15 protein-coding genes are annotated in these 15,856 nt (G+C 41.3%); 13 read left to right on the top strand and 2 right to left on the bottom strand.

Annotated elements, in window-relative coordinates:
• From FAZ19_RS23790 to FAZ19_RS23795, 4 genes are all read left to right on the top strand, one after another.
• Positions 1-624: DUF6266 family protein (locus tag FAZ19_RS23790; RefSeq protein ID WP_169305575.1), on the top strand; the 624-nt coding region annotated here is incomplete at its 5' end.
• Between the two features lie 212 nt (positions 625-836).
• Entirely contained in the window at positions 837-1,250 is a 414-nt protein-coding gene (locus FAZ19_RS05705; protein ID WP_136819767.1) for a DUF5675 family protein, read from the top strand.
• A gap of 268 nt (positions 1,251-1,518) precedes the next feature.
• Complete coding sequence (locus tag FAZ19_RS05710; RefSeq protein WP_136819768.1) at positions 1,519-1,821, top strand: hypothetical protein; 303 nt, start codon at positions 1,519-1,521, stop codon at positions 1,819-1,821.
• Complete coding sequence (locus FAZ19_RS23795) at positions 1,814-1,978, top strand: hypothetical protein (protein ID WP_169305576.1); 165 nt, start codon at positions 1,814-1,816, stop codon at positions 1,976-1,978. The genes FAZ19_RS05710 and FAZ19_RS23795 overlap by 8 nt, the downstream gene beginning before the upstream one ends.
• Positions 1,979-2,044: 66 nt before the next feature.
• Here the strand turns inward: FAZ19_RS23795 and FAZ19_RS05715 are convergent, their stop codons facing one another.
• Positions 2,045-2,689 (bottom strand): TetR/AcrR family transcriptional regulator, encoded by a 645-nt coding sequence (locus tag FAZ19_RS05715; protein WP_136819769.1) that lies wholly within the window; start codon positions 2,687-2,689, stop codon positions 2,045-2,047.
• 69 nt (positions 2,690-2,758) lie between these two features.
• Complete coding sequence (locus tag FAZ19_RS05720) at positions 2,759-4,033, bottom strand: aminotransferase class I/II-fold pyridoxal phosphate-dependent enzyme (protein ID WP_136819770.1); 1,275 nt, start codon at positions 4,031-4,033, stop codon at positions 2,759-2,761.
• Positions 4,034-4,922: 889 nt separating this feature from the next.
• On the opposite strand from FAZ19_RS05720, the gene FAZ19_RS05725 reads away from it, so the two are divergent.
• The 9 genes from FAZ19_RS05725 to FAZ19_RS05765 all read left to right on the top strand — a co-directional run bounded on the left by FAZ19_RS05725 (position 4,923) and on the right by FAZ19_RS05765 (position 15,850).
• On the top strand, positions 4,923-5,630 hold the full coding sequence (locus FAZ19_RS05725; RefSeq protein WP_136819771.1) for a tail fiber domain-containing protein: 708 nt from the start codon (positions 4,923-4,925) through the stop codon (positions 5,628-5,630).
• Positions 5,631-5,748: 118 nt separating this feature from the next.
• Positions 5,749-8,610, top strand: coding sequence for a hypothetical protein (locus FAZ19_RS05730; protein WP_136819772.1), 2,862 nt, complete (start codon positions 5,749-5,751; stop codon positions 8,608-8,610).
• A gap of 22 nt (positions 8,611-8,632) precedes the next feature.
• Complete coding sequence (locus FAZ19_RS05735; protein ID WP_136819773.1) at positions 8,633-12,493, top strand: DUF6443 domain-containing protein; 3,861 nt, start codon at positions 8,633-8,635, stop codon at positions 12,491-12,493.
• 144 nt (positions 12,494-12,637) lie between these two features.
• Entirely contained in the window at positions 12,638-13,024 is a 387-nt protein-coding gene (locus FAZ19_RS05740) for a DUF4279 domain-containing protein (RefSeq protein WP_211245441.1), read from the top strand.
• Between the two features lie 69 nt (positions 13,025-13,093).
• On the top strand, positions 13,094-13,555 hold the full coding sequence (locus tag FAZ19_RS05745) for a DUF4279 domain-containing protein (RefSeq protein WP_136819775.1): 462 nt from the start codon (positions 13,094-13,096) through the stop codon (positions 13,553-13,555).
• Between the two features lie 124 nt (positions 13,556-13,679).
• Positions 13,680-13,886, top strand: a complete 207-nt coding sequence (locus FAZ19_RS05750; protein WP_136819776.1) for a hypothetical protein — start codon at positions 13,680-13,682, stop codon at positions 13,884-13,886.
• 16 nt (positions 13,887-13,902) lie between these two features.
• Positions 13,903-14,487 carry a hypothetical protein gene (locus tag FAZ19_RS05755; RefSeq protein ID WP_136819777.1) on the top strand — a complete coding sequence of 195 codons (585 nt, stop codon included), beginning with the start codon at positions 13,903-13,905 and terminating at the stop codon, positions 14,485-14,487.
• A 440-nt stretch (positions 14,488-14,927) separates the two neighbouring features.
• The gene (locus FAZ19_RS05760; RefSeq protein WP_136819778.1) at positions 14,928-15,350 is read left to right on the top strand and encodes a type IV pilin protein; all 423 of its coding nucleotides are present in this window, start codon (positions 14,928-14,930) and stop codon (positions 15,348-15,350) included.
• On the top strand, positions 15,350-15,850 hold the full coding sequence (locus tag FAZ19_RS05765; protein WP_136819779.1) for a hypothetical protein: 501 nt from the start codon (positions 15,350-15,352) through the stop codon (positions 15,848-15,850). Before FAZ19_RS05760 ends, FAZ19_RS05765 begins: the two co-directional genes overlap by 1 nt.
• The last annotated feature ends 6 nt before the right edge of the window (positions 15,851-15,856 follow it).

Raw genomic sequence — 15,856 nt, forward strand, 5'->3', positions numbered from 1 at the left:
GGAATCAACGGCGCCTATTCAGGTAAGGTAGGCAACGTAATCGGAAGCAGCTGGAGAAATGTAGACTATGTACGCTCCCTTTCGAAAAGAAGTAACAAACCCGCGTCGGCGGATCAACTGGCACAGCGTGCGAAATTTGCACTTGGTGTAAGTTTTCTGTCACCGATCAAGGATCTGCTCAATCTGGGCTATTCGGATGCCCTGCAGGGGCGCTCAACCGGATACAATAAAGCGCTGCAGCATCTGCTGGCGAATGGTATCATGGGCGATTATCCAAACCAGACATTGGATTATGAAGCGGTGGTGATCGCTAAAGGCGGGCTATCGAACCTGATGGGGGTGAGCTGGCAGGAGACCGCACCGCGGGAGGTATCCCTAAGCTGGACGATAGAAACAAACCGTTTCAACGCATTTTCGGACGATGTGGTGATCCTCCTGATGTACAACAAGGAAAAATCCTTCTTCAGTATCCTGGAATCGGGTACACGTGCAGACGGTTCGCTGAATCTGACCTTTCCGGAAGTGTATGCAGGGGATAATGTCGTGGGATGGGTATTCACAGGAAATCGAGATGGCGTGAAAACATCCGGTAGCTACTACCTAGGCGAAATTACAGTGAGTTAAGTGACTGGTGATTAGTGGTTGGTAACTGGTGATTGGTAACTAGTGATTGGTGACTGGTGATTAGAGGTTAGGAGATGTTTCTTCTCGTCTTTGCGAGGAGGAACGACGAAGCAATCTTTTTATGGATTGCTTCACTCCACCTCATATCCCCAAGCTTCGGTTCGCAATGACGGTTTAGGTCTTAATACTTAATACTTAATACTCAATACTAAATGAATACACATACACTCTATCTCCGACGGAAATACGGAGAGAAGGGCACAAACGGAACCATCACCTATAACGGTGAACACATTTGCCATACGATCGAGTTACCATGGCGAAATAATTTGCAACGGCTGAGCTGTATTCCGGAAGGCCGTTACAAACTGCAGAAGACAAAGTACTATAAGCACGGGGAGCAGATCGGAATTCCGGCGGTGCTTGGTCGCGAGGCGATACTGGTCCATGCTGCTAACAGCGCGATGAAAGAGTTACATGGTTGTATTGCTCCGGTTACGACGCTCACTGGGGAAGGTACAGGCGACGACAGTCGCAAGGCTTTGGATAAGCTGAAAGCACTGGTGTACAGCCTGTGGGATATGGAAGCAGAAGTGTTTTTAGTGATTAGGCCCCGTAATTGGTGACTAGTGACTAGTGATTGGGGGCTAGGAGTCAGAGACTAGACTGTTTTTCTCGTCTTTGCGAGGAGCATAGCGACGCGGCAATCTTAGAGGCGTTAGGAGCTAGGGCCGTAACTGGTGACTAGTGACTAGGAGTTAGGGGTTAGGTAGCTAGTGATCGGGCAGCGGGAATCGGGTAGCCGAGAAGGGGAATCGGATTTCTGATTTCCGTTTCCGGTTCTCAAATCTAATATCTCATATCTCATATCTCATATCTCACATCTAAAACAAAATGAGAAACATTATAAACAAAATAAGCCGGGCACTACAAGTGGTACTGCTGGCACCAATTAAATTGCCAGGAAAGGCAGTGAACATTTTAAAATACGTAGCCGTGGGGCTGGGGATTATCGAATCTGTACTGGATAAAGGGGAGAAGGAATCGGAAATCCGGGATCAGGAGGTGCCAGACGACATGTCGCAGAAAGCCGAAGGCGATGAGCAAATCCGGAAAGGCGATAAAGTGATCGTTGGTTACATCGATGTCGGCGAGGAATCAGAAGAAGACGAGGGAAAAAAGGAAAGCGATGAATAGCCACAGTGGTAGTTTGTTTCCGATGCTGGGAGGTACCTGTTGTAGCATTATGGGGCTTATCCCCTGGACCAACCTGCTACAAACAGTAATACTGGCTGTAGTCGGTACACTCGTCAGCTATCTGTTAACCCGGCTACTGCAGAGAAAGCGGAAGTAAGGAACAGGGATTAGAGGCGCATGCCAAATTTAGAACGCTCTACTTGAAAAGGTAGGGCGTTTTTGATTACTTGTCCTTGGCACCGTCGTAAGTCTGTTTCAGTACTGTCTTTACAGCATTCTTAATGCGATCCATTCCTTCTTCAGTAGTAAGATCTATTTCGCAGAAGGTGCTGTCCGTGGATTTTGCATGAAGAACCAGGTAATAAATCCCGGCGACGAGTAGACTTGATACGGCTCTCAGATCCACATCTTTCCCCGCTAGCTCTCTGTCCGAAAAAGGAAAGAATAACGAGCTCAGGCGTTCTCTCGACTGGGTTACATGCGACATGATATCTGACTTTTCACTTATCTGCCAGAGAACAACTTTTTGCATCTCTTCGTCTTTACTGAAGTGGTCGATCTGATTGATCAGCAAGGTTTCCAAAAACTCCCGAGAACCGGCATTGGCGGTTTTAGCGAGCATTTCCATGGCGCCAACCGAAGCGGCAACCCAGTAGTCCTTACCTTTGATGTATGTCTCAACAAGATTGTCCACGGTGTCAAAATAAAGACTGATAAGTTTTCTGTCTACGCCTGCTTCGTTCGATATATTGGCGATGTTCAATCCAGTGTAGCCATATTTCTCAATGACGCTTCCTACGGCCTGAATTAATTTGTTCATCGTCCGCTCTTTATCGTTTTTCTCGCCTTTGTATGTTTTTCTCGCCATCGTTAGTTATTAACTAATTAATAACGCAAAGTTAACCATTTATATTCGGCATGTGAAAAAACCTGCTATCTATCTTGTTTTAGACAGATCTATCTTTTTACCTATATCCTCAAAGGCGTTTAATACCATGTCTAAATTTTCCCGTGTATGGGTAGCCATCAAGCTGGTTCTGATCCGTGCATCTTTTTTTGCAACCCCCGGGTAAACGATACAGTTGGCATATATACCGGCCGAGAGCAGTAAACGCGCTACCTGTTCCGTTTTATGGGGATCTCCGATCTTTATCGGGATAATAGCGGATGCAGTATCGCCAATATTTAAATTGAGATCCAGAAGCCCCTGTTTATAATAAGCTACATTCTCCGCTAATTTTATACGCCACTGTGGTTCCTCGTCTATCAGATCTATTGCTTTTAAAAGTCCGTTTATTGCGGGGGTGGAGGTGGACGAAAATACCTGTTGTCTCGATTGGTACCGTAAAAAGTTAATAATGTCGGGGGAGGATATAACAAATCCACCGATATGGCCGAAGGCTTTGCTCAATGTGCCTGAAATAATATCCACTTTATCCAGCAGGTTATACACCTCGATCGCACCTCTTCCATTTTCTCCGATTACACCGATTCCATGGGCATCGTCTACCATTAGGTAAGCGCCGTACTGTTGGCAAAGTTGATGGATTTCATCCATATTCGCTAAGTCGCCATTCTGTGAATATACACCGTCAATAATAACAAGTTTGGTCCTATATTTAGATTGTGCATCTACCAATGCCCGTTCCAGATACGTCATGTTATTGTGCGGAAAACGTTTGGTGTTTGTGTTAAACAACCCTTCAAAGACACTTGCATGTACTTCCATGTCAACAATTGCGCAATCTTCTTCTTTTAATAGGGTCAATAACGTGGCGCTGTTTGCTGTATATCCCGTTGTGTAAACAATAGAGGACCCCTTCGGCCTGTTGAAAAAAGCCGATAGTTTATCTTCGAGCATTACATGGTATTCATGATGTCCGCCTATTAACGGAGATGCTCCGGCTCCGGTACCGTATTTCTGTATTCCTTCTATCGCTGCAGCCTTTACCTTGGGGTGTTGTGTGAAATTGAGGTAATCATTTGAAACCAAACTGATACAGTCAGTCGGTTTTTTCAAAAAAGGAGTGGTCACGTTTACTATGGGGCCGCAGCCTTTAGTAATAAAGCGAAAGTTCATATGGTTGTTTTCTTCCATATAGTCCATAAATTCCTTGAAAGTCTCGGATGTTTTCAGCATATCATAATCAGGAATGCTCTCGAATTCCTTGAAACTGGCTTTAGCAAAATCAATATTGTGATCAGCGCTCATAGAAATAGATTTTTAGGGTAATAATTTAATTTATTGTGTTTTCTAATGTGAAACGGTAATAGAATTTTAAGGTAGTAAGATAAATAATTTTGGTTATAACCTGGTCAATCTTTTTCAATTAACTTTTTTATGAAATCGATGCCTGTGCGTAAGCAGCAGGTAGATCAGCCACGCCAGTGAATAGGATGTGGTGGTCCAAAATAACAAATCGACATACAGGTAATCGAGTAAAATAAAAATAAGTAGACATAGGTTTAATGCAATAACCAGGCAGCTAAGGATCGCCGTAAGTTGCAGATTGTAATTGTTAATTGATTTTATAATACGTAGCATATTGACCTCTTGTGTTTCTGGATTTTTTTTGTCCGTGCTAGCTGTCCTATCGTGTTAAGCGTACGAGAATATCTTTATAACGTTGCAAGTTATCTGTAAAAATATCAATAATTTCATATTAAGGGGATATTAATGTTGTAATATTGTTAATGTTATTTAATTATGACATATCAGTTCTTGTAAAAGTGGATAAATATTAGGGTCACTATATTTTGCCTGTTGTTTTTATAAATACCTTTTATATAGTTAGTTATGATATTTTCTTCGGTTTTTGTTGTTGATAAAAGTTGATGTTTATTTTTAGTAGATGTATATTTTTCTTATTTACAGGAAAAATATTTTTATTATTATTTTTTTTATGAAAATATTTTTTACTTTTATGGTAGACAACTGAAGGACGTTAATTATTAATCTAAATAACCTGATAGTCATGTTGTAAGCAGTACTTTTTTTGATCTTGAGAATTTGACAGTTGTTGGTTTTAATCGAGTTGGGCGTAGCTATTGAGATGAATTACGGTATCTAAATGAAGAACTAAATTTTAATTACATATACTATGAAACCCTTTCTCTTACCTCTACTGGCGCTGGCTGTCGGATCTGCTAATGTCGCACAGTCACAGATTAAGATAGTAACAAACGGCTCAATTGGAATGGGGACCGAAAACCCTGTCCACCCGCTGCATATCAACATGAGCCGTTTCCAGCTGAACTACTCTTCCAATGCACCGCTTTATGTAACTGTTGCGAGCTCCGATCCAAGGATCTGTAGCAATAGCAAAATTGTTTTTTATAATACCGCTCAAACGGGGCACATTCCGATACAAGCGTCGGCTTTTAATACCATGTCTGATGAAAGGCTTAAAACCAATATCCAGAAACTATCGAGCAACGACGGACATCTGACTGCCAGAAAATCGCCTCTTGAGGTGGTTTTGAGCTTAAACGGTTACATCTATGACCTGAAACAAGACATTAATAGCAGTGAACGCAACGGCCAGCCAGTCAAGCACCAGATAGGCTTTCTAGCCCAGGAGCTCGAAAAGGAGATCCCGGAGGTAGTTCAAACGAACAATGACAGTACCGAACTGAAATCGGTGTCCTACGGTCAGATCGTACCTTATCTGGTAGAGGCGATCAAGGAACAGCAGGCTATTATAGAAGAACTTAAAAGCAGGTTGCAGCAGGTAGAAGGTAAGAGTGCAGCAAGAAAAGAAGATGCAAGTCTGCAGCGGAACATTGCAGCGCTTGAACCGAAGAAATAAAATCCGTCTTTTGTGGGATTTTTACGATCACACATTATAAAAACTTCATGATATTCCAATGGGGACTCATGCTCCAATTATTTGAAGTTAGGAGTGATAACGAACAAACTAATATAAGATGAGTTTATCAATAAATTTACGAGATCGCCTGAGACAGATGACAAGAGTGCATTTTTTTACACTTACAGTGATCGTCGTTTTTACAACATTGGTGAGAGCGCAGCAGCCTCCGGTTTCGTTCCTTGGTGCAGGTGGTGGTCCTGGACACGCTACTAGCCAAACAGACGTTGATCTTTATACAGGGATGTTAAAAGCTTCCGTACCGGTGGGATCGGTTCAGGGGAGAGACCTTGCTATCCCTGTCTCTTTGAACTATACAGCAGGAAAGGGTGTTAGGGTTCAGGATTACGCTTCGGAGGTCGGTTTGGGTTGGCAGCTTTCCGCTAATTGTAATATTTCGAGAGTCGTCAGGGGTGCCCCTGATGATTTGAATACGGTAGGCTATTTAGGTAGTTATGGGGGGACTGGAAATGGTTGGGCGGACGAGCTGTTTAATTGGGGAACCTACGGTACTTCGTTGCCATCTAATATAGACGGGGGTGTGTACTATCCGACTGCGGATGGTGAACCGGACTTATTTATGATCTCTACGCCTTTCTTTAGTGCACAATTTGTTTTCGATAAAGACGGAAACGCAATTTTCTCAAATTCCTCAGGCCTTTCGGTAACTCCGCATATCTTTTTCAATTCTGTACATTCTCCGGAGGGCTATGGTTTTACCGTTATTGACGAATACGGCAACAAGTACCTGTTTGGCGGCACATCGGCGTATCAGGACTTAACAACAGCTAAACTACTGGGCGGTAATTCCTATACATTTAAGAGTACATGGTTTCTAAATAAGATCATTACTTATAATAACCGTGAAGAAATTACATTTATCTATCAGGCATCACCAAGTAATATGATTAAGAAGCATTATCATTCTTCGAAGTTACAGGTCGGTTCCGCGTGGCAGGCTAGGAGAGACGACTCTACGACAACTACGGTTCATTCTCCAAAATTAATTTCCAAAATCCAAACTTCGATCAGCGAGATCGCGTTTTTGTATACCTTCGACCGTTTGGATATTCCTAACGCGGGAAGGTTGAATACTATTCAGGTGCGTAGCCGTACGGGGCCCACGACAACGAAGCTACTACATACCTACCAGTTCAACACATCCTATTTTGGTGCACCTTCTACAGATAGAAACGTTCTAAGGCTGCGTCTAGATAATGTTAAGCTGATTGGTGGAGAGAATACGCCTGTCGGAGGCCTGCCCTACAAAACGTTTACTTACTTTAATACCTATCAATTGCCATCGCGTAAGTCTGACCATTTCGATTATTGGGGATATTATAACAATATGGCGAGTGGAGCAGACCCTTTAATGTTTACATCTCTTCGTAATCCAAATACAGATCGTAACAAAGCGAATATCCTCACTAGGATCGATGATCTTGGAGGACTCAGTACAAGCATAAATTATGAACTAAACGAATACTACAGTTTCAATTTAGATAGGCAATTCAGTGGGGGAGGGTTACGCGTGGAATCTATTACACGAAATGATCCCTCTAGTCAAGCAATGGTTACATCCTATATTTACGAAAACGAAACCAACTGGCGATCGTTCGGGCAGGCGTCCACGGACTCTTGGAGTAATTTGACGGTTGAATCGATGTATGGCAGCACGCCTTTGCTGTTAAATCTTTCAGAATCACTATCCAATGTATACGATATTAACGGCGTATTTATCGGTTATCTATTTGTGAAGACCATACTTCCCACCGGAGGCTATGTTGAATCGATTTTTAATACATTTGATGCCTTTCCGGACATAGTTACAAACTGGAGCTATTCTGCCGGTTCCGGACCAATGATGCCGCCGAATGTCTTAGGAATTACCAGTTCAGCTTATAAGCGAGGTTTTTTGGTCTCGCAAACAACTTTTAATCAAGCGGGCGCAATTATAAGCGACGAATCTTATAACTACCAAACTTTCGGCGGTGTAAGAAGTAAGCATTCTTTTGGTTTTCAGGTTTTTCCGGTTTACTTCCAGTGGCCAGGCTATGACCTGAGCCGTTGGATAAAATATAACTACTGGACATGGAGGGAAAACTATAGGCTGCAAGGTGTAACACGTGTCGATATAGACCCTTCTAATAATAATTCGATATCTACCAGTATGCAATATACATATTCTCCCAATGCTTATTTTTTACCGCGCTCGACATCGACCATAAATTCAAAGGGAAATTTAATAACGAAGACAACTTATTATAGTGCAGATCCGATAACCCTGCTACCCGACGCCAGTAATCTAGCGGATTATGAAGCAAATTTAACACACAGACAGTCTAACGTGCTTGCTGCGCCATATTCCGAAGAAGTAACCTTGAATGGTAAAACGACGAAATCGGAAAACAAGTATAGTAGGGTTGCCGGTACAAGCCCTCTTAAAGTACGTTTAACCAGTACGGAAAGCCGATTAGGTGGCACACTAGTGGACAAGATTGATTATACATACAATGCTATAGAAAATCTGGTTTCCTCACAGAAGCAATATGACGTGCCGACGGTGATTATTTATGGTTATAATAATACCTATCCTATAGCAGAAATCCACAATGCAAGTTATGCAACGGTAGTAGCAGCTTTAGGAGGTGAAACTAGTGTAAATAATTTTGCAGCGAATTATGCGCCCACACCGGCACAGGTTACCGCTTTTTTAGCACCATTGCGTACCAACACGGCACTTGCTTCCGCTCTCGTCTCAACCAGTATTTATGAACCTGCTGTGGGCGTTATAAGCAAAACTGACCCGCTGGGGAAAACACTTTCATATGAATATGATGGTTTACTGCGTCTGCTGCGTATTCGGGATAATAACGGGTATATCATTGAGGAATACAAACACAACTATCGAATTAATTAACAGCGTATAACTTTAGTAGTCTATGAAAAGGATATATATAGGTTTTCGCCTAATAGCTTTATTAAGCTTGATCTCAGGGAAGATCGCGGCTCAAGGAACAAATCCAATTTTTACTAGCTATAGTGGACAATCCGAACTGTACGGCACCCAAAGTGTCACCCTATCGGCTGGTTTCGGGATTCCATTGGGCTATAGTGTGCTTATTCATGTTACGCCAAATAACGGTAGTAATGCGTATTCAAGTGATCGGAATTATGTATTAACGACCGCTTACAATACTCCTGTGGCGACTTCGGTTGCTGATCCTACGGTACAGCAGGCTTCACGCCAGATAACCTACTACGATGGTTTCGGCCGGCCTGCACAACAGATCGCTATAAAAGGGTCGGTGACAAATAAGGATGTAGTGGTTCCCATTGTTTACGATACCTACGGTAGGCCATCAACCGGCTATCTTCCATATACAACAAATAGTGCCGGTAATGGATTCTTCAAGACTAATGCGGTCACTGAACAAAAGGCATTTTATACCGCAGGTATTTTTGGGCAGTCGACAAATAGCCATCCCTACTCAACAACGGTGTATGATTTATCTCCCCAGGCGAGGGTTAAAGAGCAGGGGACACCGGGTGCCCAATGGCAACCGCTAAGTGGCAGTATTCCAGGGTCAGGGCATACTGTAAAATTTGAAGGCATGGTAAACGGTGCCGGTATTCCACGATATATCGTTTCTCTGGATCCATCAAATACGCCTTCTTTGGTCAAGAATGGTGACTACGGGCATCATCAATTGGTGATTGATATTGTAAAAGATCAAAATTGGTCAACTGGGGATGGAAAGATTGGAACTACTGAAAAGTTCACGGACAAAAGTGGAAGGGTGATACTGGAACGTGCGTTTACGCAAACCGGAACTACATTGGTCACGCTGTCCACTTATTATGTATATGATGACTGGGGCAGGTTAACCTTTATACTGCCGCCGGGAACCGATCCCGACACCAGTACCCCTGATGCAAATAAGATTGGTACTTTTGGATATTCCTACCAATACGATAATTATGGACGGAAAGTAGAAGTGAAACAACCTGGAAAAGGGGTTGAATATTTTGTGTATAACAAACGTCATCAATTGGTAGCCTCGCAAGGGGCCAATCAACGCAATTTACATCAGTGGAAGGTTAATAAATACGATGCTCATGGAAGGGTAATCTCTACAGGTACGTGGACAAATAATAATTTGGCGATATCACGTATTGCACTTCAGACTGTTTTAGACGGACAGACGGTATTTTGGGAGTCGCGAAATTCAAATGTAAGTACGCACGGATATACAAACATATCGTGGCCTACGAATACTTCATCTTATGATTTGATAAATTACTACGACACATATGATATAGCTGGCCTACCGGCGAACTTCGCATTCCAAAGCTATACAGGAAATGTACAGATCACCAAGGCGCCCGGTATGCTAACGGGCAGTAAAACTTGGTCAATGAATAGTACCACTACGGCACTCTGGTCTGCGATTTATTATGATCTAAATGGGCAGGTAATTCAAATGCAGGCAGGGAATCACCTCGGCGGGCGCGAGGTAGTTAACAATAGCTATAATTTTGTTGGCGAATTGATTAGTGCCGAAAGAACACACTACAATCCGAGTTCTGCTTTACTGCTGACGGTTAAGAATACACACGAGTATGACCCTACGGGCCGCTTGCTTAACGTCAAGCAGAAAATCAATACACAGGATCAGGTTACCTTGGCTGCGTATACATACAATGAACTTGGACAGGTGGTCGACAAGAAGCTCCATCAGAAGCAGGGGCAAACCAAGTACCTACAAAGTATAGACTACCGTTATAACGAGAAGGGGCAGCTCAAATCGATTAATGATCCTGATTTGGTTGGCACATCTGCTCTCAATGACGGGGATAATGACAGTAATCTGGATCTCTTTGGATTGCAGATCGCTTACCATGAAGACCCTATTGCTCCACAATACAACGGAAATATTGCCAATATCCGCTGGAAGACCAGTAAGGTTCCGGCGCAATCCGTAGCCCCACCAAAAATGGGATACCAATACCGCTACGATGATCTCAATAGGATGACATCGGCGATATCTGAACAGGGAGGTACAGTGGATAATGCGCATAATGAAACTTTGTCGTATGATATTAACGGTAATATAAACAGTTTACAGCGCAATGCTTTTACGGGAGGTTCTGTTCAGCAGATCGATAACCTGGCCTTTACTTATGACGGCTACCGGACCAAAAAGATCGATGACCTCAGTACGTCGGCGAGTAAACAGCTTGGTTACGATGATAAGGTAAAAGTGGCTGAAGAACATTTTTACGATGCCGAGGGCAACATGATACAGGACCTCAATAAAGCCATCAGTCTTACCTACAATGATTTTAATTTGATCAATCAGGTGAGCTTCGGTACAAATCACAAGCTGGAGATACTGTATGATCGTACTGGAAAAAAACTACAAGCAAAGTATACGAATGGGGCAAGTGTCTATACAATTGACTATTTGGATGGGATTCAGTACCAGCAAGGGCAGATCGCTTTTATCCATACAGGAGAAGGCAGGGCCAGACTGAGTGGCACAACTTACACTTATGAATATGATATCAAGGATCATCTGAATAACGTGCGTGTTACCTTTATACCTGATCCGGCAAATGTTAACCAAACGGTTGCCAAGGTTATACAGCAGAACAGTTATTATGCTTACGGACTGCCAATGTACGGTGATGCTAATCTCCATCTATCATATATTTCGGGAGAGAAAAGTAAATTCTTATATTCGGACAAGGAATTGTATGATCAGGGTGGGTTAAATTGGTTTGACCATGGATCACGGATGTATGATCCTGCTATTGGGCGTTGGTCTGCAATGGATCCGGCGACACAGTTTGCGAATCCGTATCTGGCAATGGGGAATAATCCTGCGTTGTATGTAGATCCGAATGGGGAGTTTATTTTTGCTATTCCTGCATTAGCATATTTGGCTAAAGCTATCGCAATAGGAGTTGGGATGAGCGCGCTTAGTTATGCAGCAGAAACATCTATGAGTGACGGAGGATTTGACAACTGGAATTGGGGGCAGTTCGGCAAAAGTGTCGCTATAGGTGCTGCTTCCGGTGCGGTCAGTTTTGGAATCGGTTCCGCTGCTGGTGCTATTGGTGGTGCTATTGGACAAACTGGAGGTGCTATTTTTCAAACGTTGGGTCATAGCGCATGGAACGGAGCTGTTTCTTCCATAAATGGGGGGAGTTTTTGGACGGGGGCAATTACCGGCGCGGCTAGTAATATTATTGCTGGTGCAACTTCGGGTATATCTCCGGCTGGTCAAATCCTCACCTCTGCAGTATCGGGTGGAGTTGCGTCAGGATTGTCAGGTGGTAGCTTTTGGCAAGGTGCTTCGACCGGAGCAATTGTTGCTGGGGCTAATCATTTGTTGCATAATCCAACCAGTCAGCAAGAAGGAGATGACCCTAATCCCAATAGAAATCCTAATCAAGACAGACCTTTGACTCCTGGTGAAATTAAGCAAATCCAAAGACAAGGATGGGGACATGGGGATAAAAGTATGAATGGTAGAGGAGGAGGACGTAACGATTTATGGGTAGATAAAAAAGGCAATGTCTATGAAAAACCTAAATATGGTAAAGGTGTAATGGGAGAATGGACAGGATATAATCTCAAAAATTTGTCAGTACAGGTTGGTATAGGAGCTTCTTTATTTTATGGAACATATAAACTACTGAATCAATTTAATAGATTTGCAACACCTTTTATAATGAACATAACAATCATGAATCTCGACCCACGTTCTCAATATCAACAAGGTGGTAAATTATAGTTGGCGAAAGGTATAAAAGAGAATGGTTATAGATATTAGTCTCCGTCAGAAATTATTATTTAACAGAATTTAATACAGGTTATGGTTGCAGATAATTACATTAATCTTAGCTTTATTATCAGGGGATACAACGATTTAAGTCATATGGAAATCTCGAGATCTTTGGAGCTAGATCCTCAGAAGGTTTATGTCAAAGGAGAGCCGATGAGCATAAATAATCCTAGAAAATCTAAAAACAATGGATGGATTTACGGAACATCCTATGATAATCGGGCTAGTTTTGAGGAGCAGTTGAATAAAATCTTAGATGTGTTGGAGCCCAAAATGTCTATATTGAAGGGATATGCAAAAAAATATGAATGTGAATTTTCGTGCGCAATCTTCTTATTGGAAGATCTGCCAAGTAATCCAGTTATAAAGTTCAATCAAAGGTACAATGATTTCGTAAGAGAAGTAGATGCAGAATTCGATTTTGATATTTATTACCCTCCTTTGCTTGATGAAAGTCATATTGTCTACGAAGAAGATTAGCAAATGCATCTGCGCGACCTTGCATCAGTTTTTGGATTTTATTAAAATTTTAAAAGTTACTATAAATACATGGATAAAAATTATGTGAATCTAAGTTTTTGTATTTGGGGCTACGAAGATGTCAGTGATATGATTATATCCGCGTCCTTGGCTCTAAAGCCTCAAAAAGTATATACCAAAGGGTTGTTAATAGACGGGGACCCGCCGCTTTTAGCGGAGTACAATGGTTGGATATTTGGTATGGCATTTTCTAATAAGGATCCGTTTGAAGTACAAATGAATAAAATTTTGGATGCATTGGAACCTAAAACGTCTATTTTAAAAGTTTATACACAAAAATATCATTGTGAATTTTTAGGTTTAATTTTTTTAAACACTCGTGAAGAAAGCGCTCCATGGATACATTTTGATAAGCGATATAATGCTTTTATACGGGAGCTCGATGTCAAATTCAACCTGAATATTTGCTTTTCTTCTGCCGACAACCGTATTGAATCCTATTATCGATACGGAAGTTATAATAGCAAATAGAATCGCTATATGGACGTGTAAATCAATCTGGATATAGTTTTTATTATTATATTTTTAAGTAAAGTTGATGAAAATACAAAGAGCAATACAAGTATATCGGAAAAACGATGAATTAAATATAGATATGTATATTATATCACTTGACGCGGATGGCATACTCAATATATTAGACGATTTAATTCTAAATGAAGATGATTTTCCAGATGAAATTTACGACCCCTATACCTTAACAGAAAGTCAGGTTAAAAAGTTAATTCCATTTTTAGATAAGCCATTGTCTTTAGATTTTGAAAACAATTTATATGAACTTTCTTGTTATGAGGTGAAGTGATAGATGAATTCTTGATATGATATCCTTTATTCCAGATACCCTGGCAGTTCTACCTTATGATCGAACATATTATATTGATTTTTTAAACGATGATAACATTAGTTCTCACTGGCAAGGTATTTCTTTTCAATTATATAGAGATAGAGACTGTTCTTTTACAGAGTTTCTCAATACCTATCGTTCATTGTTTGAAGATGTGGTAATAAGGTTTGGTAGGGAAGATAGATGGATTGTAAACCATGATGATAAAGATATGCCTTGGTTCCCGACTAATGCCAAAACTCTCGTTAATTTACGTTTACTGTTTAAGCAAAATAACATATCGAATAATTTCAAAGGGTATTTAACTTTTACAGGAGAGGACTTGATCGTTTATTCCGAAGACATTATTTCTTATCCTTATAAAGTATTTGATGAAGATGGTATATTATATAAAAATTTAGATATTTCGCACAATGAGCTACCGCTTATAATCAAGATATCAGGTCATTTGAATATCGATTTTATTTCTACTGATAAGCTTATATTAAGATCGTTAGTGAATGAATACTCGCAAAAATTTGTCATCAAGGAATATTGGGGAAGCGAGATATGGAATTAATTACGCAATTAAAAAGATTCGGTTGATCTCATGGAGATAAAATTACAGGGTATGGTTGCAGATAATTACATTAATCTTAGCTTTATTATCAGGGGATATTTTTAAACACTCGTGAAGAAAGCGCTCCATGGATACATTTTGATAAGCGATATAACGCTTTTATACGGGAGCTCGATGTCAAATTCAACCTGAATATTTGCTTTTCTTCTGCCGATAACCGTATTGAATCCTATTATCGATACGGAAGTTATAATAGCAAATAGAATCGCTATATGGGCGTTAACAATGCCAGCTTCTGAACAACCTCGTGATTGGAAAAGAAGCGCTTGCCAAATTTAGAACGCCTTACTAAAATAGGCCGTTTTTCGTGATATTTTGTTTAGGCTTCTTTACATTTTTTCCTATCTTCGTTTGCAGTAATTATGCTATTAACGTTAGTTATGAATAAGACAGATTTTAGGAAGCTGAAACTTAAGGCCTATACACTTACGGAGGTATTGGTAGTGTTGGTTATCATCGGGATTTTGATTCTCCTGGCACTCCCCAATCTACTTCCTCTGATTACCAAAGCGAAAAGTACGGAAGCTAAGATGCAACTGCAACATGTGCAGACACTGCAGCAGAACCATTTTTACGAAAAATCGAAATACAGTGCTAACCTGGAAGAAATTGGCTTTATACAGGAAAAGCTCAGTACAGATGGCAATGACGGCAAAGCAAATTACCGTATAGACGTGGTGAAAGCCGACCATAATTCCTTCGTGGCACGGGCTACGGCGGTGGTGGATTTCGATGGCGATGGTACGTTCAACGTCTGGGAAATCGACCAGGACAAGAATTTACGGGAAGTGACCGCCGACTAGTGATTGCGACTATCTTAACGGTCGGTTGCCTGCTCGGTATAGCCTATGAAGATTTTAAGAACCGTTCGGTTCATATCTATTGGTTTATCGGATTGTTCGGTAGCTTACTAGGGATGGTCTTAGAGTCGGAAGCATTCGATCAGGTAGCTTCCAGATTTGCTGTCAATATGGTTTTTTGTGTGTTACAGTTAGCCCTGCTCAATGTCTATTTTTGTTTGAAGGAACGGAAATGGATCTGGATTTTTGATCGTTACCTGGGATGGGGAGATGTCGTGTTTATCGCTTGTGTAGCGTTACTATGGGATCTGCCGGGATTTATCATCTTTATGATTGTTTCGATCGGGTTTGCCTTGCTGATTTATGTAATCGGTATGCGTAAGCAGACAGCCACTGTGCCATTGGCCGGACTACAGGCAATTTTCCTGATTATTTTGTTGTTTCTGGAATGGATTAATTTCCTATCTTTAGACAGCGTATTAACCGTTAAACTTTTTAGCTAGTATATC

The organism is Sphingobacterium alkalisoli (assembly GCF_005049105.1).
Taxonomy (GTDB): domain Bacteria; phylum Bacteroidota; class Bacteroidia; order Sphingobacteriales; family Sphingobacteriaceae; genus Sphingobacterium; species Sphingobacterium alkalisoli.